Annotated in this window: 19 protein-coding genes and 1 tRNA gene; 4 read left to right on the top strand and 16 right to left on the bottom strand. The window is 65.5% G+C overall.

Going from position 1 to position 17,791, the window contains the following annotated elements:
• The 7 genes from SMN802W_RS0100645 to cysS all read right to left on the bottom strand — a co-directional run bounded on the left by SMN802W_RS0100645 (position 1) and on the right by cysS (position 7,371).
• Positions 1 to 441, bottom strand: a complete 441-nt coding sequence (locus tag SMN802W_RS0100645; protein ID WP_026325598.1) for an HPr kinase/phosphorylase — start codon at positions 439 to 441, stop codon at positions 1 to 3.
• On the bottom strand, positions 438 to 2,009 hold the full coding sequence (locus SMN802W_RS0100640; RefSeq protein ID WP_026325597.1) for an ATP-binding protein: 1,572 nt from the start codon (positions 2,007 to 2,009) through the stop codon (positions 438 to 440). Before SMN802W_RS0100640 ends, SMN802W_RS0100645 begins: the two co-directional genes overlap by 4 nt.
• On the bottom strand, positions 1,978 to 2,682 hold the full coding sequence (locus SMN802W_RS0100635) for a response regulator transcription factor (protein ID WP_019514944.1): 705 nt from the start codon (positions 2,680 to 2,682) through the stop codon (positions 1,978 to 1,980). Before SMN802W_RS0100635 ends, SMN802W_RS0100640 begins: the two co-directional genes overlap by 32 nt.
• A gap of 94 nt (positions 2,683 to 2,776) precedes the next feature.
• Positions 2,777 to 2,851, bottom strand: a tRNA-Glu gene (locus tag SMN802W_RS0100630).
• Positions 2,852 to 2,954: 103 nt separating this feature from the next.
• The gene (locus tag SMN802W_RS0100625) at positions 2,955 to 4,325 is read right to left on the bottom strand and encodes a class II 3-deoxy-7-phosphoheptulonate synthase (RefSeq protein ID WP_026325596.1); all 1,371 of its coding nucleotides are present in this window, start codon (positions 4,323 to 4,325) and stop codon (positions 2,955 to 2,957) included.
• Positions 4,326 to 5,008: 683 nt separating this feature from the next.
• Positions 5,009 to 5,947 (bottom strand): D-2-hydroxyacid dehydrogenase, encoded by a 939-nt coding sequence (locus SMN802W_RS0100610; RefSeq protein WP_019514940.1) that lies wholly within the window; start codon positions 5,945 to 5,947, stop codon positions 5,009 to 5,011.
• The gene (cysS, locus tag SMN802W_RS0100605) at positions 5,944 to 7,371 is read right to left on the bottom strand and encodes a cysteine--tRNA ligase (protein ID WP_019514939.1); all 1,428 of its coding nucleotides are present in this window, start codon (positions 7,369 to 7,371) and stop codon (positions 5,944 to 5,946) included. The genes SMN802W_RS0100610 and cysS overlap by 4 nt, the downstream gene beginning before the upstream one ends.
• A 105-nt stretch (positions 7,372 to 7,476) precedes the next feature.
• Between cysS and SMN802W_RS0100600 the strand changes: the two genes are divergently transcribed.
• The 3 genes from SMN802W_RS0100600 to SMN802W_RS0100590 all read left to right on the top strand — a co-directional run bounded on the left by SMN802W_RS0100600 (position 7,477) and on the right by SMN802W_RS0100590 (position 9,263).
• A complete protein-coding gene (locus tag SMN802W_RS0100600; protein WP_019514938.1) occupies positions 7,477 to 8,301 on the top strand; it encodes a carbon-nitrogen hydrolase family protein in 825 nt (274 codons plus the stop codon).
• Positions 8,302 to 8,413: 112 nt separating this feature from the next.
• The gene (gene rpsU, locus SMN802W_RS0100595) at positions 8,414 to 8,620 is read left to right on the top strand and encodes a 30S ribosomal protein S21 (RefSeq protein WP_007404630.1); all 207 of its coding nucleotides are present in this window, start codon (positions 8,414 to 8,416) and stop codon (positions 8,618 to 8,620) included.
• A gap of 103 nt (positions 8,621 to 8,723) precedes the next feature.
• Positions 8,724 to 9,263, top strand: coding sequence for an FKBP-type peptidyl-prolyl cis-trans isomerase (locus tag SMN802W_RS0100590; protein ID WP_019514937.1), 540 nt, complete (start codon positions 8,724 to 8,726; stop codon positions 9,261 to 9,263).
• A 238-nt stretch (positions 9,264 to 9,501) separates the two neighbouring features.
• Here the strand turns inward: SMN802W_RS0100590 and SMN802W_RS0100585 are convergent, their stop codons facing one another.
• Complete coding sequence (locus SMN802W_RS0100585) at positions 9,502 to 9,741, bottom strand: hypothetical protein (RefSeq protein ID WP_026325595.1); 240 nt, start codon at positions 9,739 to 9,741, stop codon at positions 9,502 to 9,504.
• A gap of 106 nt (positions 9,742 to 9,847) precedes the next feature.
• Complete coding sequence (locus tag SMN802W_RS0100580; protein ID WP_019514935.1) at positions 9,848 to 10,561, bottom strand: metallophosphoesterase; 714 nt, start codon at positions 10,559 to 10,561, stop codon at positions 9,848 to 9,850.
• A 196-nt stretch (positions 10,562 to 10,757) separates the two neighbouring features.
• Between SMN802W_RS0100580 and galU the strand changes: the two genes are divergently transcribed.
• The gene (gene galU / locus SMN802W_RS0100575) at positions 10,758 to 11,627 is read left to right on the top strand and encodes a UTP--glucose-1-phosphate uridylyltransferase GalU (RefSeq protein WP_019514934.1); all 870 of its coding nucleotides are present in this window, start codon (positions 10,758 to 10,760) and stop codon (positions 11,625 to 11,627) included.
• Between the two features lie 4 nt (positions 11,628 to 11,631).
• Here the strand turns inward: galU and SMN802W_RS0100570 are convergent, their stop codons facing one another.
• The 7 genes from SMN802W_RS0100570 to SMN802W_RS0100540 form a co-directional block, all read right to left on the bottom strand.
• The gene (locus SMN802W_RS0100570; protein ID WP_019514933.1) at positions 11,632 to 12,411 is read right to left on the bottom strand and encodes a HesA/MoeB/ThiF family protein; all 780 of its coding nucleotides are present in this window, start codon (positions 12,409 to 12,411) and stop codon (positions 11,632 to 11,634) included.
• On the bottom strand, positions 12,402 to 12,761 hold the full coding sequence (locus SMN802W_RS0100565; RefSeq protein WP_019514932.1) for a hypothetical protein: 360 nt from the start codon (positions 12,759 to 12,761) through the stop codon (positions 12,402 to 12,404). Before SMN802W_RS0100565 ends, SMN802W_RS0100570 begins: the two co-directional genes overlap by 10 nt.
• A complete protein-coding gene (gene dut / locus SMN802W_RS0100560; RefSeq protein WP_019514931.1) occupies positions 12,761 to 13,210 on the bottom strand; it encodes a dUTP diphosphatase in 450 nt (149 codons plus the stop codon). The genes SMN802W_RS0100565 and dut overlap by 1 nt, the downstream gene beginning before the upstream one ends.
• Complete coding sequence (gene coaBC, locus SMN802W_RS0100555) at positions 13,200 to 14,378, bottom strand: bifunctional phosphopantothenoylcysteine decarboxylase/phosphopantothenate--cysteine ligase CoaBC (protein WP_026325592.1); 1,179 nt, start codon at positions 14,376 to 14,378, stop codon at positions 13,200 to 13,202. Before coaBC ends, dut begins: the two co-directional genes overlap by 11 nt.
• Before the next feature lie 20 nt (positions 14,379 to 14,398).
• Positions 14,399 to 15,346 (bottom strand): hypothetical protein, encoded by a 948-nt coding sequence (locus SMN802W_RS18665; protein WP_026325591.1) that lies wholly within the window; start codon positions 15,344 to 15,346, stop codon positions 14,399 to 14,401.
• Between the two features lie 80 nt (positions 15,347 to 15,426).
• The gene (gene ubiB / locus SMN802W_RS0100545; protein ID WP_019514928.1) at positions 15,427 to 16,965 is read right to left on the bottom strand and encodes a 2-polyprenylphenol 6-hydroxylase; all 1,539 of its coding nucleotides are present in this window, start codon (positions 16,963 to 16,965) and stop codon (positions 15,427 to 15,429) included.
• On the bottom strand, positions 16,962 to 17,699 hold the full coding sequence (locus SMN802W_RS0100540; RefSeq protein ID WP_019514927.1) for a class I SAM-dependent methyltransferase: 738 nt from the start codon (positions 17,697 to 17,699) through the stop codon (positions 16,962 to 16,964). The genes ubiB and SMN802W_RS0100540 overlap by 4 nt, the downstream gene beginning before the upstream one ends.
• Positions 17,700 to 17,791: the final 92 nt, after the last annotated feature.

Raw genomic sequence — 17,791 nt, 5'->3', positions numbered from 1 at the left:
TCACAGGTCGTGACCCTCGCGGATGCGGCGAAGCGCGTGTTCGACCTTGATCGGTGCGGAATGCCTATGCGGGTCGATCACGATCTCGCGCACTCGTACCCCTGCGATAGTGCGCCATTGCGGCTCTGGCATGCGATCGACCTCATGGTCGAGGCTTACCACCATTTCGATCGTGGTGGAGGCGGCAAACGCCTGTTCGACGATGCCAAGCCCGCGAATCTCTATCCGCCCGGCAATGTTCGCTGGCGGAGAGGCGGTCAGGGTGCCGGACGCACTCGATAGATCGGTATAATCATCGCTGACCAGCACCGCGCCACGATCGATCAGGCGTAGCGCGAGGTCTGACTTCCCCGCGCCGGACGGGCCGACCAGCATGACACCTCGACCATCGATCATTACGACCGTTGCGTGAACGCACGCGGTCGATCCACGTTCGCTCACGCCGCTTCCTCATCCGCGACGGGCAGTCGCACCACGAAGCGCGCGCCGCTCAGCCGATCTTCGCGGCTCTCCACCGCGATGCTTCCCTGATGTCCTTCAACGATCGTGCGTGCGATCGCGAGCCCCAAGCCCGAGTGCTTGCCAAACGCCTCCTCGCTCGGACGGACCGAGTGGAAGCGGCGGAAGATCGCTTCACGCGCTTCCTCGGGGACCCCTGGGCCCTCATCCTCGACTCGCACCTCGATTTCCCCGCCGACCCGGCGGATCGCCGTCGATACAATGCCGCGATCGGGCGAGAAGGACAGGGCATTGTCGAGGAGGTTGTCGAACACCCGTTCGAGCCGTCCGCCTTCGGCCATCACGGGCGCATGCGCATCGGGCATAAGATCGAGGTGGAGGCGGATACCGCGGGTCGACCCGCGCTGTGCCCGTTGCGCGAGCAGGCCTTCGATCATCGACACGAGATCGATCCGCTCGAATTTTGCCCGGCTCAATTGCGCGTCGAGGCGCGAGGCCTCCGAGATGTCGCTGATCAACCGGTCGAGCCGTTGCACGTCGTCGGCGACGATCGCGAGCAATCGCGCCTGCGCGTCATGATCGTCGACGCGGGCCAGCACGTCGACGGCGCTGCGCAACGACGCGAGCGGGTTTTTCATTTCATGCGTCACATCCGCGGCGAACGCCTCGGTCGCGTCGATCCGCGCACGCAGCGCCAGGCTCATGTCCGACAAGGCGCGGGCGAGCATCCCGATCTCGTCACGCCGATCGGGCAATCTCGGGACAACGACCTCGCGTGCGCGACCCAGGCGAACGCGTACTGCGGCCCGCGCCAGCCGCCGCAGCGGGTCGACGATGGTGCGCGCGAGGAACAGCGATAACGCGACCGAGATGAGGAGCGCGAACAAGACAACAAGGCTGAGGCGATAGCGTTCGACACGAACGCGTTCGGTGATATCGCGCGCGTTGATGGTCGACAGGAGCACCGACCGATCGGGCAGCGCCGCGGCGGCGGTGATCACCGGCGTGCGATCGGGCGCGCGCCAAACCGTTGCGGACAGCGCCAGGGTGCGACGCGCCATATCGGGGTCGGGCGGGACGCGGTAGCGGGCCGGATCGTAGGTTGGTGAGGAGGGCGCGCGGACGATGAAGTCGATGCCGGCATCCAGCCAGCGAGCAGCCCGCTGACTGAGCCCGTCGGTTCGCGGATCAATTAGCGTAAAGGTCGGGCCGCCGAGCTGCTCGCTGTCGAGCAGCACCTCGTCGGCGGTGTCGAGCAATTGAAGCCGCGCGTCCGTGTCATGGGCGAGGCGCGCCAGCAAGGCCGGACGCGCCTTCTTGGGTGCCGCAGCCAGTGCTTCCGCCATCAGTCCGGCTTCGCGGCGCACCTGCATGACACGGCCGTCAAGAATGCGCGTCCGAAACGAGTCGAGGTAGAAGAACCCGCCGCCAAGCAGCAGCAGCGCAAAAACGTTCACCGCGAGGATGCGCGGCGTCAACGATACCTGATCGGACCACCGCGTCGCGGGATTGCGGGGATCACTCTTCCGAGAAGCGGTAGCCGGCACCATACAAGGTCTCAATCGAGTCGAAATCGCTATCGACTTCGCGGAATTTTCGGCGAACGCGCTTGATATGCGAATCGATCGTGCGATCGTCGACGTAGATGTCGTCCTGATAGGCCGCATCCATCAACTGGTTGCGCGTCTTCACGATGCCGGGGCGCTGCGCCAGCGTTTCAAGGATCAGGAACTCGGTCACGGTCAACGTGACCGGTGTCCCGTTCCACGACACGCGGTGCCGCGCCGGATCCATGATCAGCCGTCCACGCTCGATCGGCCCGCTTGCGTCCGCCTGATCGGGATCATGCGCACGGGACAATTCGGTACGTCGCAGGATCGCCCGGATGCGGGCAATCAGCAGCCGTTGGCTGAACGGCTTGGCGATGTAATCGTCCGCGCCGAGTGCAAGCCCCAGCGCCTCATCAAGCTCGTCGTCCTTGCTGGTGAGAAAGATGACCGGCGTCTTCTGCTTCTCACGCAGCCGGCGCAGCAATTCGAGCCCGTCCATGCGGGGCATCTTGATGTCGAGAATGGCGAGGTCGGGCGGATTGTCGATCAATGCCTTCAGCGCCGCCTCGCCATCAGGATAGAGGCGCGTCAAAAAGCCTTCGGCCTGTAGCGCGATCGAAACCGAGGTCAGGATGTTGCGATCGTCATCGACCAAGGCGATCGTTGCACTCATGATGCGTTCGCTAGTCCAAACGACCGAAGGGCTCAATCCACAACGACAAGGCAGTCATGTCGACGTAGAGATGCCGCACTGGCGATGTGATCGCTGGTGACCCCTACGAGAATCGAACTCGTGTTTTCGCCGTGAGAGGGCGACGTCCTAACCGCTAGACGAAGGGGCCGTATGCGGTGCGAGGCGCGCTGATACGAACGACCATACGCTCCGTCAAGCATCCTTTTCGCCCTGCGGCAGCGGAGATGGGTATCTCACCTCCGCTGCCAAGCTCAGGCAGCCTTGCGCCGCTCCGCCATTTCGGTGTTGAGCATTTCAGCGAGAAGAAACGCCAGTTCGAGGCTTTGTCCGGCGTTCAGGCGCGGATCGCAGTGGGTGTGGTAGCGATCGGCGAGGCTCTGTTCGGTGACGTCGATCGCGCCGCCGGTGCATTCGGTGACGTTCTGCCCGGTCATCTCGGCATGGATGCCCCCTGCATGCGTCCCCTCTGCGCGGTGCACCGCGAAGAAGCCGCGAACCTCGGCCAGGATGCGGTCGAACGGGCGCGTCTTGTAGCCGTTGGCTGCCTTGACGACGTTTCCGTGCATCGGATCGCACGACCAGATGACCGGATGTCCCTCGCGCGTCACGGCGCGGACGAGGCGCGGCAGATGCGCCTCGATCTTGTCATGCCCGTAGCGCGTGATCAGCGTCATGCGGCCGGGCGCACGCGCGGGGTTGAGCGTGTCCAGCATGCGTAGAAGCGCGTCGGGCTCAAGGCTCGGCCCGCACTTGATCCCGATCGGATTGCCGATCCCACGCAGGAATTCGACGTGCGCCGAACCCTCGAAACGGGTCCGATCGCCTATCCACAGGAAATGCGCCGAGGTGTCGTACCAGTCGCCGGTCAGCGAATCCTGTCGCGTCATCGCCTGCTCGAACGGCAGCAGCAACGCTTCGTGGCTAGTGTAGAAGGTCGTTTGCGACAGTTGCGGCACCGTATCGGGGCTGATCCCGCAGGCTTCCATGAAGTCGAGCGCCTCGCCGATGCGATCGGCCGTCTCGGCATATTTCTTCGCCCATGGACTGCGGCCCATGAAATCGTGCGTCCAGCGATGCACCTGGTGCAGGTTCGCATAGCCGCCCTGCGCAAAGGCGCGCAGGAGGTTGAGCGTCGCCGCCGACTGCGCATAGGCGCGCACCATCCGCTCAGGGTCGGGCACGCGCGACGCGGACGTGAAGGCGATGTCGTTGACGTTGTCGCCGCGGTAGCTCGGCAGTTCGACGCCGTCGATGACCTCGTTCGGGGCGGAGCGTGGCTTGGCGAACTGGCCCGCCATGCGGCCGAGCTTCACGACCGGCAGCTTGCTGGCAAAGGTCATGACCACGGCCATCTGCAGGATGACGCGGAAGGTGTCGCGGATGTTGTTGGGGTGGAACTCCGCAAAGCTTTCCGCGCAATCACCGCCTTGAAGCAGGAACGCCTTGCCGTCCGCGACCCGCGCGAGGTCGGCCGTCAGGTTGCGCGCCTCGCCAGCAAAGACGAGCGGCGGGAAGTTCGACAGGCGATCCGTCGCGTCGCGCAACCGTGCGGCATCCGGATAGACGGGGAGCTGTCGCGCCTCGTGACGGGTCCAGCTATCAGGGGCCCAGTTCGCGGCCATGGTCAATTCCATCATGATACAAGAGCAATAATCCGTGCGTTCGTTACGCGTTCGGCGCAACGAAGGAAACCTTGCAGTTGACCACGCTGGTGTTCGATCGCTGGCTCAGAACAGGTCCAAGGCGCCGCCGCGAACGTCATAGATGATGTAAGCAAGCGCGAGCGCCCAGCCGCACAGGCAGAAGATCCACAACAACGTCCATTGCGCGCCACGCCGCATGATCGATCGCCTATTTTCCCGGCGATGCATCGATGGCCGTGACTTGCTGAATGCTTGCTGAGCAGCATTCGCGCTGGCGCAACGATGGCGAGCGTTGGCCGTGCTAGAAGTTGGTCAGGCGCAAGCAGTCGCTTTGCGACGATCGCTTCGGCACATGAGCGTGGCCGTCACGTGCGAAGATCGGTCCACGCTTGTTAGCGCGTGGTCGTGCGTGCACTCACCGGCGTATACGATTTGATGCCACGCAAGCGACGCTTTCGCGCCTTGTGCTTCCGCGACCAAATGAACCCCGTAATGCTTACGACGATCGCGATCGTTGCGATCAGTCCGTAAGCGAACATCAATCTAGCTTCCAACTCCAAACTCCCGGTTCAAAGCGGGGTGACCGTAGGAAGGAAAATGCCTGGCGGCAATCGTGAAAGGTGACATATCGTTTCCGGTTTGCGCCCCGCCGAGCGCGCAGCTCAATAACCCGCGTCCAGATCGGCCACGTTCTTCATCGCCCCACCGGCGCGGTACGCGGCGAGGTTATCGAGGAACAAGGCCGCAGCACGCTGAAACATCTTGGTCTGGCTGCGGCCCGACAGGTGCATGGTGATCATGCAATTGGGCGCGTGCCACAGCGGGTGATCGGCCGGTAACGGTTCGGGGTTGGTCGGATCAAGGAATGCGCCGCCGATGCGACGTTCGTTCAGGGCGACCAGCAGCGCATCGTCGTCGATCATGTCGCCGCGCGCGATGTTGATGAGCCAAGCGGTCCGCTTCATCGCGTCCAATTCGCCCGCGCCGATCATGGACCTTGTGTCGTCGGTCGAGGGCGCGGCGAGGATGACCCAGTCGAACTCGCCGAGGCGCGCACGCCACGCGTCGGGCGTGAGGCTATTGTCGCGACCCGAGCGCGTGACGCCCGTGACCGCGACCCCGAACGCCTGCAATCGCGCGGCGATCAGGCGGCCGATCGCACCCATGCCGATGATCAGTGCCGTCGTATCGGCCAGCTCGATCTTGCCCGGCGCGTCCTTCGGCCATTCACAGCGGTCCTGCGCGCGAACCACTTCGTCGAAGCGCTTCGCGGCCGCGAGCACGCCGAGCACGGCATATTCGGCGACCGCGACCGCGTTGATCCCGGCGCCGTTGGTCAGCGTCACACCGCGCGATCGCAACAGATCAAGCGGGAAGGCGTCGAGGCCGGCGTAGATCGTCGACACCCATTTGAGTGCCGGACCGGAGGCGCGGATCGCATCGGCGACATGCTCGGTCGGCTGCATGTCGACCCAGGCGATGTCCGCATCGGCGATCATCGCTTTCGCCTCGTCGGGCGAGGTGAACCAGGCGGTCTCGATATCGGCCGGAAGATGCTGTTCCAGCAGCGGACGCGCGATCGCGGGGAGAACGGCCTTCATAGCGTCACCTTCCAGTCCCACCCGAGCGGATCGCCATCCATCACCTCGACACCCGCGGTCGCAAGTTCGTCACGGATCGCGTCGGAGCGCGGGAAGTCCCTGGCGGCGCGTGCCTCGCGACGTTCGACCAAGCGCGCCTCGACCTCATCGGCGGTGATCGAGGCGGTGGCCGGGCAAACCCGGAGCGACGCCCGCGTCAGGTCGAGCAGGTCGAGCCCGAGCACGGCGTCGAACTCGACCAGCGTGGCCAGGCGATCGGACGGCGACCGCTTTTTGTCCGCCAGCATCGCATCGAGTACCGGCAACGCGCGCGCGGTATTCAGGTCGTCCGACACCGCGGCGTCGAGTTGTTCGACGTAGGTCGCGACGGGCGCGCCGCCCGGCATGGACCGATCACGCAGCGCGCCAACCGTGTGGACCAGCCGCTTCAAACGGACCTGCGCGGCGGCGAGGTTCTCCCAGGAGAACTCAAGCTCCGACCGGTAATGCGCCTGCAGGCACATCAGGCGGTAGGAAAGCGGGTGGAATCCGCGCGCGACGAGCACATCGAGCGTCAGCGTCTCGCCGGAGGATTTGCTCATCTTTCCCGTGCGATCGACCAGGAAGTTGTTGTGCATCCAGAAGGTCGCACCCGTGTCGGCGCAGCCGCAATAGGCTTGGTTCTGCGCGATCTCATTCGGGTGATGGATCTCGCGGTGATCGATCCCGCCAGTGTGGATGTCGAACGACGCGCCGAGATATTTGCGGCTCATGACCGAGCATTCGAGGTGCCAGCCCGGAGCGCCGCGCCCCCAGGGCGAGTCCCACTCCATCTGGCGTGTCTCGCCGGGCGGCGTCGTGCGCCAGATCGCGAAGTCTTGCGGGTGGCGCTTGCCTGCCACCGCCTCAATCCGTCCCGCCGCCGCGTCGTCCGCCGCGCCTGCGAGCGCGCCATAGTCCGGCACCGTTGTCACATCGAAATACAGTCCGTCATCCAGGAGGTAGCAGTGCTTCGCCTCGATCGCCTGACCCCATTCAATCATCTCCGCCACGTGGTCGGTCGCCAGCGGAAAGCGGGTCGGTGTGCGGATGTTGAGGTCGGCCAGGTTGCGTTTGAACGCGTCGGCGTAATGGCGCGAAATCTCCCAAATGTCGCGTCCGCTCGCGCGTGCGGCGGCCTCCATCTTGTCGTCGCCTACATCGGCGTCGGAGGTCAGGTGTCCCACATCGGTGATGTTGATGACGTGCGTCAGCGGCCAGCCCTTCCACGTCAGCACGCGCGACAGCGTGTCGGTGAACACGTAGGCGCGCAAATTGCCGACATGGGCGTAATGATAGACGGTCGGCCCGCAGGAATAGACGCGGACGTTGCCGGGATCGATCGGCACGAAGGGCGCGGTCGCGCGCGTGAGGCTATTATAGAGGGTGAGGGGCGTGCCGATCATGCCGCCCTTTAAGCGCACGCACACCGGCACGCCAACCCGCTGACGATACCCGCGCCGCTAGCGAAAGTGCGAGCCACCGTGCACGATCCGTGGCAGACGAGGGCCATGAAGATCGCGCTCGCACAACTCACCACCGGGATCGATCCTGTCGCGAATGCCGCTGCACTGGTCGCCGCGATCGAGGAAGCGAGCAGGGAAGGTGCGGTCATGCTGTTCACGCCCGAAATGTCGGGCTTGCTCGATCGCGATCGCGCGAGAGCGGCGGGCAATATATATTCCGAGGCGGACGACCCGGTCCTCGCCACCGTTTGTGAAGCGGCGCGATCGGCCGGCATCTGGGTACATCTGGGCTCACTCGCGCTGCGACGCGCTGACGGACTGCTCGCCAACCGCGGCTTCCTTATCGATGCACGTGGCAGCGTTTGCGCGCGCTATGACAAGATGCATCTGTTCGACGTCGATCTGCCGACCGGCGAGACGTGGCGGGAATCGGCGACGTACGCCGCTGGCAACGAGGCGGTCACGGTGGACAGTCCGCTTGGTCTGCTTGGGCTTACGATCTGCTACGATCTGCGCTTTCCCGATCTTTACCGTGCACTGAGCGATGCCGGTGCGCATGTTCTCTCAGTGCCTGCCGCGTTTACCCGCCCGACCGGGGCGGCGCATTGGCACGTGCTGCTGCGCGCGCGGGCGATCGAGGCCGGCGCCTTCGTGATCGCCGCGGCGCAGACCGGTGAGCATGCGGACGGGCGCCAGACATACGGCCACTCGCTCGTCGTCGATCCCTGGGGTGAGGTGTTGCTCGACATGGGTGAGCGAGCCGGCATCGGTTATATCGATCTTGACCTCGACGCGATCGCGCAGGTGCAGGCGCGCGTGCCGTCGCTCACGCATCGTCGTTCGATCGGGCCGGTGCGGCACGTCGAATAACCTGCGTGTTCTTCGCGCCTTGCGAAGCCGCCACCTAGCTGGTAGACGCGGCGCGTTCGGCGCAGGCCTGCCTGCCGCCGCTGTAGCTGTTTTCCCGGAGTTCATTGGTTTTATGCAGATCATCGTTCGCGACAACAACGTCGATCAGGCCCTTCGCGCGCTCAAGAAGAAGCTGCAGCGCGAGGGCGTGTACCGCGAGATGAAGCTGCGCCGTCACTACGAGAAGCCGTCGGAGAAGCGCGCGCGAGAGCGCGCCGCAGCCGTCCGTCGTGCACGCAAGCTGGAGCGCAAGCGCGCCGAGCGCGACGGCGCACGGTAAGCGTCGGGGTCGCACCTCGCGCGAGCGTGTGGGTGCGGCTTTTGTGACTTCTACGGGTGATGGCGGTCGGGTGCGGCCGCGCCAAATGCAGGTGTTCTGATCCATGTCGACCGTCACCGCCGTTCCGATCGCACCGGTCAAGCGCGCTTATGTGTTGTGGCTGTGGCTTGGTCTCGCCTTCGCGCTGATCGCGGGTGTTGCACTGGCGCAGGCGGGATCGACCGGCATCGAGACAACCGCCACCGGCTTGCGCTACAAGGTCATCAAGCAGGGCACCGGCCCGCATCCGACCGACGCCGATGTGGCGCTGGTGCGATACGAAGGTCGGTTGATGAACGGCACTGTCTTCGACAAGGCCGACCAGCCGACCGCGCTGCCGGTCGCGCGCATGATTCCCGGTTTCACCGAGGGGCTGAAGCTGATGAGCAAGGGCGCGAAGTACCGCTTCTGGATCAAGCCCGAGCTTGCCTACGGTGCCGAGGACAAGGGGCCCATTCCCGCGAACTCGACGCTGCAGTTCGACGTCGAACTCGTCGACTTCATGTCCGAGGAACAGATCCGCGCCATGCAGCAGATGATGATGCAGCAGCAGGGCGGAATGCCGAGCGGTGTGGTGCCGGGTGCGCCTCCACAAGGTCGCTGATCGAGCCTGACATCGGCTTGAATTGAATAGGGCGGGTTCGACACGGTCGAGCTCGCCCTTTCTGTATGTTCGATCGCCATTGCAGATGCGGTGCGGTGCGGTGGGGTGCGTTGTTTCGGCTAGTAGCACGGCGCCACAAGCGGAGGTCCTGCTTTACGGAAGCGGGCAGGGGCGGGAAAACGGCAGGCAAAAAAATAGCGGCCCGAAGGCCGCTACCTTTTGTCAGCTTTCGCTGAACTTAGTTGCTGTCGGGACGGTCGTCGCCGTCGGTCGACACGACCACGATGCCCGCAATCACGGCAGCAGCCGCGATGATCGCGATGATCACGCCGCCACCGGCGAGCTCGTTCTTCTTCGCCGACGGCGAAGCAGCGCGCGACACCGACAGGCTGCTCGCCGGGTTCACCGGAGCGGCCATCGCCGGAGCAACCGAAACCGACGCTGCAGCGGCGGCGAGCATGTACTTAGCAAAACGCATGTGAAACTCCCTTTGCTTCAAGCTGGCCGATATAGCGCTCATCCGTCGAAATCAACCCCTGCGACAGGAGATGTGACATTTCTAGCCGGCGCATGGTATGAACCGACTAGGCGTGAGCCTGGAGCACCCAGCTCTCCTCGCCTTCAAGCGCCAGCGCGGTCAGCGGTCCGCCAGCATATGCACCGGTGTCGATGCCGATGCGGCCGGCCTTCCGCTCGACATCGGGCACGATCGTGTGACCATGCACGATCATCTTTTCGTACGCGCCGCCATGATCGAGGAACGAGCCGCGGATCCAGCGCAGGTCCGAGGTCTTCTGCTCTGCCAGCGCAACGGTGGGCCTGATCCCGGCGTGAACGAAGGCATAATCGCCGATGGTGATCAGGTCTTCGAACGACCGCAAAAAGGCGACGTGCGTCGCGGGCACGATGTTCGGCAACCGCTCCGCAAGCTCGGTGTAGTCGAGCCGTTCGTAATCGGGTCCGCTCAGGCCATAGCTCATGATCGTCTCACGACCGCCGATACGGCAGAACATGCGTAGCGCCTGCTCGTCGCCATCGATCGCGTGAAGGAACACTTCTTCATGGTTTCCGGTGAGGAAGCGCACGTTGAGCACGCGGGAATGAAGCGCCATCAGATGCTCGATGACCTGAGCCGATGCCGGTCCGCGATCGACCAAATCGCCAAGCAGGATGATCGTCGTGGTGGCAGCTCCCCGCTGGGCGTTGTCGGCCTCGATCAACGACAAAAGCTGCTGCAATTGCCCCACGCAACCGTGCACATCGCCGATCGCATAGACGCGCTCACCGGACGGGATCATGGGACAGGGCTTAGCGGCCGACTTGCGGCCACTGCGAAGGAGTTTGCGAAGCATGATGATTGATGGCGGCAGTTAGTCGGTCACTCGACCATCATCAAGCCCGCGCATTGTTCCCTACTTGTTGGAAGATATGCGATTTGCCCCACATGGTCGCGGTCGTTAGAGCCCGCCGATCAGATTTTCGATGGGGACACGGATGACCATCAAGAAGGTGCGCAAGGCGGTATTCCCCGTGGCGGGGCTGGGCACGCGCTTCCTGCCGGCGACCAAGGCGATGCCGAAGGAGATGCTGACCGTCGTCGACAAGCCGCTGATCCAGTACGCGGTCGAGGAAGCGCTGGAGGCGGGGATCGAGCAGATCATCTTCGTCACCGGTCGCGGCAAGTCGGCGCTGGAGGATCATTTCGACATCTCCTACGAGCTCGAGACGACGATGCGCGAGCGTGGCAAGAGCCTGTCGCTGATCGAACACATTCGCCAGCAGCCCGGCTCGCCCGTCTACGTCCGCCAGCAGGAACCGCTGGGTCTTGGCCATGCGGTGTGGTGTGCGCGTGAGATCGTCGGCGACGAGCCGTTCGCGGTGCTGTTGCCCGACGAGCTGATGGTCGGAAGCCCCAATTTCACCGCGCAGATGGTCGAGGCGTACAACCGGGTTGGCGGCAACGTCATCGGCGCGCTCGAGGTCGCCGATGAAGAGACGGGCAAGTACGGCATCATCTCGCCGGGTAAGGTCGATGGCCGGCTGACCGAAGTGACCGGGCTGGTCGAGAAGCCTGCGAAAGGCGCCTCACCGTCGAACCTGATGATCCCGGGGCGCTACATCCTACAGCCCGAGGTGATGCGCATCCTCGACGCCAAGGAGACCGGCGCGGGCGGCGAGATCCAGCTGACCGATGCGATGGCGCAGCTGATCGGCCGTCAGCCGTTTCACGGCTTCACCTTCGATGGCGAACGGCACGATTGCGGCGGTAAGGAGGGCTTCATCCAAGCCAACCTCGCGCTGGCGCTGGCACGCGACGATATCGGGCCGGCGGTGCGTGCGTTCGCGAAGGACTTGCTCGGTTGACGCGTCAGGCGGCGCGACTGCTCGCGCCGCCGCTGCATGAGGGGCATCCCGGATCCTTTGGCAGACGCAAGGTCCGGAACCGCAGCGCGAGCAGGTCGACCAGCAGCAGCGTGCCTGCCGTGTCGTCTCCGAACGGCGCGACCGCCCGGATCGCCTCCAGCGCAGCCATGCTGCCGAGCACCCCGGTCACCGGGCCAAGCACGCCTTCCTCGGCACAGGTAAGCCCGTCTCGCGCCGGATCGTTGCCGACGAAGCATCGGTAGCATGGCTTGTCGCTCTCCCAGCCGCGAAAAACCGCAACCTGTCCCTCGAAGCGGCTGACTGCCGACGAAACCAGCGGAATGCGCTGCGCGAGGCAGGCGTCGGCCACCGCGAGCCTGGTCAGGAAGTTGTCGCTGCCGTCGATGACCACATCGGCGCCCTCCAGCAGCCGCGCAGCGTTGTCCATGTCGATCCGCTCGACCACGGCGCGGGCTGCTACGTGCGGGTTGATGCGGTGAAGCGCGGCAACTGCGCACTCCGCCTTTGCAGCGCCTACTTCGTCGCCGGAAAAGAGCGTCTGCCGGTGAAGGTTCGAGGCGTCGACGTGGTCGTCGTCGATAACGGTGATGTGCCCGAACCCGGCGCCGGCGAGATATTGCAGCGCCGGCGACCCGATCCCGCCGGCTCCGATGACCGCGACATGCGATTGCCTCAGCCGCAATTGGCCAAACCCGCCAATCTCCGGAAGGATGATGTGACGGGCATAACGGGCAATCTCGTCGGAAGAGAGCGTTACCGCCACGCGAAGGAAATCGTCATCCGGTGCCAGCCGACCACCTCGGGTGGCTCCACCTGCCCACGCAGGCTGCGCAGCGCAACGCCGGAGGCATATTGCTCAACGGTCGGGCAGTTGATCGCGCGCGGCACGATCCGGCGCACGCGTCCGTTATCGGCGACGTAGACCGCCAAGTCGATCGACAATGCGCCCGGCTGCGGCGCGGCGCAGCGGCCGGCACGCACTTCATCGCGGACGTAATCGGACACGAGTTCGGCAGCCTCGCTCGTTGGTGCGCGCAGCGGCGGCAGCGTCCGCCAGTCGGTCGGCGGGCTAGCGATCGTAGCCACGACCTGCAAGGCGAGCGCCAGCAACATCAGCAGCCGGTCGAACCGAACCCGCCGGCGCCGCGCACCGTCTCGTCAAGCGAGTCGACCAGCGCTAGCTCGGCGCGTTGTACGGCCGCTGGGACGAGCTGAGCGATGCGTTCGCCACGGTGGACCGCAAAGGGTTCCTGGCCGAGATTGGCGAGGATCACCTTCACTTCGCCGCGATAGTCGCTGTCGATCGTGCCCGGCGTGTTCAGGCACGTGATGCCGTGTTTGAAAGCAAGGCCGGACCGTGGGCGCACCTGCACCTCATAACCGTTTGGGATCGCAAGCGCAAAGCCGGTCGCGACCGCGGCACGGTGGCCGGGATCGAGCAGAACGTCCTCGGCTGCCACAACGTCCATTCCCGCGGCTCCGGCCGTCGTATAGGCAGGAAGGGGCAGGCCCACGCCATTTGGCAGGCGCTGCACCGCGATGCGTATCGGATCAAAGGGCATCGGCAATCCTTCGTGCAAGCCGGAGCGCAACCTCGTGCTTCGGCAATCGGGTCCAGCTTTCGACGCCATCGGCAGTGACGAGGTGCACGGTGTTGGCGTCGCCACCCATGACATCGCCCGACACGTCGTTAGCGACGATCCAGTCGGCATTCTTGCGCACCCGCTTGGCGGTGGCATGATCGATCACGTTCTCCGTCTCGGCAGCGAAGCCGATCAGCAGCCGCGGGCGTCGCTCGTCGTGACCGAGTGTTGCAAGGATGTCCGGGTTCTCGACCAAGGTGAGCGCTGGCTGCGCAGTGCCTTTCTTGATCTTGTGGCCGGAAGCAGCATCCACGCGCCAGTCGGCGACCGCGGCGACCATCACCGCCGCGTCGGCGGGGAGGGCGGCGTCGACCGCCTGCGCCATCTCGCGCGCGGTCGCGACATCGATGCGGGTCACCCCGGCGGGCGTTGGAAGCATGACCGGCCCAGCGATCAGCCGCACCTCGGCGCCGAACGTCGCCAGCGCCTCCGCGATGGCGAAGCCCTGTTTGCCCGAGGACCGGTTCGCGATGTAGCGCACGGGATCGATCGGTTCATGCGTCGGCCCCGCGGTCACGATCACGCGCTTGCCGGCGAGAGGCCGATCGGACGCCGGCGCGAGCGTCGCCTCGATCGCGGCGACGATCGCGTCGGGCTCGGGCAGGCGGCCCGCGCCCCACTCGCCGCACGCCATCGCGCCTTCATCGGGTGCCATGACGCTGATGCCATCGGTGCGAAGCTGCGCGACGTTGCGCTGCGTCGCTGCGTGATGCCACATGCGGACGTTCATCGCTGGTGCGACGAGCACGGGCTTGTCGGTCGCGAGCAGCAGTGTTGTCGCCAGATCGTTGGCAAGCCCAGCCGCCATTCGCGCGATCAGGTCGGCGGAGGCAGGCGCGACCACGACAAGGTCGGCCTCGCGGCTGAGCTGGATGTGGCCCATCTCGGCCTCATCCTTCAGGTCCCACAGCGTCGTGTAGACCTTGTCCTCCGACAGGGCCGCCAGCGTCATCGGCGTGACGAAATGCGCGGCTGCGTCCGTCATGACGCAGCGGACGGAGTGACCGCGCTTGCGCAAGGTACGGACGACCTCGCACGCCTTGTAGGCCGCGATGCCGCCGCCGACGATCAGCAATATCCGGCTCACACCTGTCGTCCTTCCGGTGTTCAACGCGCCACGCGCGTGATCGTGATCCGCCGCCGGCTGGTCGCCTGACGGATCAGCGATGCGACACCGTCTACCGCGAAGACGAGGCCGAGGGGAAGCACGGCGATCGTCAGCGTCGCCGCCGACGGCATGCCCGGCACGAAGGCGAGCAGGGTGCCAGCGACGGTGATCGCGGCCACGCGCTCGGCAAGCGCGCTCCGCGTCACGCACCAGCCGATGAGCGCGAGCATCCAGGTCGCTGCGCCGAGCCACGCCGGCAGGCCGGGTAGCAGCGCGGCGGCCACGACGTCGATCGGGGGAACAGCCGGACCGATGCCGACCTCGCCGATCCCCAGCCGCGACAACGCCGAGCGATGGATGAGGAACGTGACGATGCCGAGCGCCGCAGCGAGCAGCCATGCCACCGCCTCCCGCGCCTCATGGTCGCGCAGTGCTATGGATACCATGACGATGACGACGACCAGAGCAGCCGGGTCGATCGTCATTGCCGCCGCGCCGAGCGCCGCTGCCTCGATCCAGCGACTGCGACGGCGCAGCAGTAGCGACCAACCGGCGAGCAGCGCGCTCCAGCCCGCCTGTGGTTCGATGATGGCGAGAAACGCCGCTGCTGCCACACCGGCAAGCAGCAGCAGCATGCCGATTGCCCGTCCGCGCACGTCGACGAATAGCTCGCCAAGCCGTTCGAAGCCGATCAGCAGGATCGATGCGAGAATGGCGCACAGCAGGATCGTCGTGCCGAGCATCCCTGCGGCGCTCTGCACGACCGCCAGCGTCGGCAGCGGAACAAGCCGGCCGGCGAACGCACCCGACGGCACGATTCCGCTGATCAGGGCGTAATAGTTGCTGCCGTCGCGCATCGCCGCAACGGTCGAGACATGGTCCTGATCGCCGAGAACGAGCGCCGGACCGGTCAGCAATGCTGCGCCGATCACGAGCAGGGTAAGCACGCCCAACATCACTCGTGCCGTCGTACGACGTATGCCGGCCAGCCGAGTCGACACGCGCAGCCAGCGCCGTTCGGCGGCTGCTACCACGCGGTGCCGAAAAGAGTTGCTGCAACCGCAATTGCCGCACTGATCGCGGCGACCGCGACGTAGCGCCATCCGGCTCCGATACGAACGACCTCGATCTCGCGCAGCGGCGGAGCGGGTGGAGCACCGCCGGGGGCCGGATAGCGCGCTTCGATCCGGCGGACGAGGTCGGGCAGCCGCGCCAGCGTGCGCACATCCGCGACGAGCCGGTCGGCGATCGCGGCTTCGGGACCCAGTTCGTTGCGAATCCATTCCTCGACGAAGGGCCCTGCCGTTTCCCACAGGTTGATGTCGGGATCGAGACTGGTCGCCACGCCCTCCACCATCACCATCGTTTTTTGCAGCAACAACAGATGCGGCTGCGTGATCATGTCGAAGTCGCGCGTGATCGAGAAGAGCGAGTCGAGCATCATGCCGATCGACATTTCCTTGACCGGCAGCCCGCGCATCGGTTCACCGACGGCACGCAGCGCGGTCGCGAACTCACCGACATCGTGGTGCGCGGGCACATAGCCGGCCTCGAAGTGGATTTCGGCGACCCGGCGGTAATTGCCGGTGATCAGCCCGTAGAGGATCTCCGCCAGCCAGACGCGCGCGCGCCGGTCGATCCGCCCCATGATGCCGAAGTCGATCGCGACGACGCGATTGCCCGGCACCGCAAACAGATTGCCCTGGTGCATGTCGGCGTGGAAGAAGCCGTCGGCGATCGCCTGCCGCAGGAATGCGTGGATCAGCACGCGCGCCAGTTCGCGCAGGTCATAGCCCGCCGCGACCAGCGCTGCGCGGTTCGACAGCTTGATCCCGTCGATCCACTCGCTGGTCAGCACCTTCCCCGTGGTGCGTTGCCAATCGATCGCGGGCACGAGGAAGCCGGGTTCGGCCGACATGTTCTCGGCAAGTTCGGACGACGATGCCGCCTCGCGCCGCAGGTCGAGCTCGCGCGCGGTCCAGCGCTTGAACGTCTCGATCACCAGACGCGGTTGCAGCCGCGCGAGTTCGCCGGCCATCGGCTCGATCTGCGCCGCGGCCCATTCGTAGGTGTCGATCGCGCGCGCGAAATCTTCCTCGACGTTGGGGCGCAGCACCTTGACCGCGACGCGGCGTCCGTCGGTCGTGGTCGCGCGGTGCACCTGCGCGATCGAGGCAGCGCCGACCGGGACCTCCTCAATCTCGGCGAACAGGTCGTCGAGCGGGCGGCCGAAGCTTGCCTTCAGCTGCGCGCACACGACCGCGAACGGGATCGGCGGCACCGCATCCTGTAGCCGCAGCAGACCGGTCGCGGCATCATCGCCGACGATATCGGGACGGGTGGCGAGCGTTTGGCCAAGCTTGATCGCGGCCGGACCCAGTGCCTCGAACGCGTCGGCATAGCGCGGCTGTTCGGGCACGCGCGCGCCGAACCGGGCGACGCGCAGCAGCCGGCGCAACCGCGCAGGCGTGTTGGGGTCCCGCTCGATCCCGCGCAGCGCACCATGTCGTGCGAGCGTCCGCCCCCAGCTGAGCAGCCGCCAAGTGTGAACGATGGCGGAGGTCAAATCTTCCAGCCGCTGTGGATCGCGACCAGTCCTCCCAGCATCGGCTCGACCTGCGTACGCACGAAACCCGCCTCGCCGATCATCCGCTCGAACGACGGCATATCCGGGAAGCGGCGGATCGATTCGATCAGGTAGCGATAGCTGTCGGGATCGTTCGCCAGCAGCTTGCCCAGCTGCGGCACGACCTTGTGCGAATAAGCGTCATACATCTCTCCAAAGCCCGGCCACGTCGTGGTGGAGAATTCAAGGCAGAAGAAGCGTCCTCCGCGGCGAAGCACGCGGTGCGCCTCACGCAGCGCCTTCGGAATGTCGGTCACGTTCCGGATGCCGAACGCGATCGTGTAGGCGTCGAAGAACTTGTCGGGGAAGGTCAGCGTCTCCGCATTCGCCTCCGTCCACACGAGGCCGGTCAACCCGCGTTCCTGCGCGCGCTTCATGCCGACGCCGAGCATTTCCGGGTTGATGTCCGCGACCGTGATGGCCGCCCCCGACGGCGCCATGCGGAACGCGATGTCGCCGGTGCCCCCCGCCATGTCGAGAATCTGCTCCCCCTGACGCGGTTTGACGCGGCGAACGAAGCGATCCTTCCACAGCCGGTGCATACCGCCCGACATGGCGTCGTTCATCAGGTCGTAACGGCTCGCCACGTTGGAGAACACGCCGCGCACGCGCTGCGTCTTCTCGGTCGGGGATACGTCTTCGTAGCCGAAGGAGACGGTTTCTTGCTCGCTCAACGTTCTCACATCCGTTCATCGCCGTGGTCGCCGGAACCGGCCCGCGCCGCGTGTGCCGCCTCGAACAGGCAGGCAGCGACGCTCTAGCCAAG

Origin of the sequence: Sphingomonas sp. Mn802worker, assembly GCF_000382485.1 — a bacterium.
Lineage (GTDB): Bacteria > Pseudomonadota > Alphaproteobacteria > Sphingomonadales > Sphingomonadaceae > Sphingomonas.
The sequence above is the reverse complement of the archived record's forward strand: the minus strand, read 5'-3'. Positions and strand labels throughout refer to the sequence as shown.

Bases quoted from the DNA above. Each gene is read 5' to 3' on its own strand.
- SMN802W_RS0100640 (WP_026325597.1), bottom strand. From the start codon at position 2,009: ATGGTGCCGGCTACCGCTTCTCGGAAGAGTGATCCCCGCAATCCCGCG.
- SMN802W_RS0100635 (WP_019514944.1), bottom strand. From the start codon at position 2,682: ATGAGTGCAACGATCGCCTTGGTCGATGACGATCGCAACATCCTGACC.
- SMN802W_RS0100625 (WP_026325596.1), bottom strand. From the start codon at position 4,325: ATGGCCGCGAACTGGGCCCCTGATAGCTGGACCCGTCACGAGGCGCGA.
- SMN802W_RS0100610 (WP_019514940.1), bottom strand. From the start codon at position 5,947: ATGAAGGCCGTTCTCCCCGCGATCGCGCGTCCGCTGCTGGAACAGCAT.
- cysS (WP_019514939.1), bottom strand. From the start codon at position 7,371: ATGATCGGCACGCCCCTCACCCTCTATAATAGCCTCACGCGCGCGACC.
- SMN802W_RS0100600 (WP_019514938.1), top strand. From the start codon at position 7,477: ATGAAGATCGCGCTCGCACAACTCACCACCGGGATCGATCCTGTCGCG.
- rpsU (WP_007404630.1), top strand. From the start codon at position 8,414: ATGCAGATCATCGTTCGCGACAACAACGTCGATCAGGCCCTTCGCGCG.
- SMN802W_RS0100590 (WP_019514937.1), top strand. From the start codon at position 8,724: ATGTCGACCGTCACCGCCGTTCCGATCGCACCGGTCAAGCGCGCTTAT.
- SMN802W_RS0100585 (WP_026325595.1), bottom strand. From the start codon at position 9,741: ATGCGTTTTGCTAAGTACATGCTCGCCGCCGCTGCAGCGTCGGTTTCG.
- SMN802W_RS0100580 (WP_019514935.1), bottom strand. From the start codon at position 10,561: ATGATCCCGTCCGGTGAGCGCGTCTATGCGATCGGCGATGTGCACGGT.
- galU (WP_019514934.1), top strand. From the start codon at position 10,758: ATGACCATCAAGAAGGTGCGCAAGGCGGTATTCCCCGTGGCGGGGCTG.
- SMN802W_RS0100565 (WP_019514932.1), bottom strand. From the start codon at position 12,761: ATGTTGCTGGCGCTCGCCTTGCAGGTCGTGGCTACGATCGCTAGCCCG.
- dut (WP_019514931.1), bottom strand. From the start codon at position 13,210: ATGCCCTTTGATCCGATACGCATCGCGGTGCAGCGCCTGCCAAATGGC.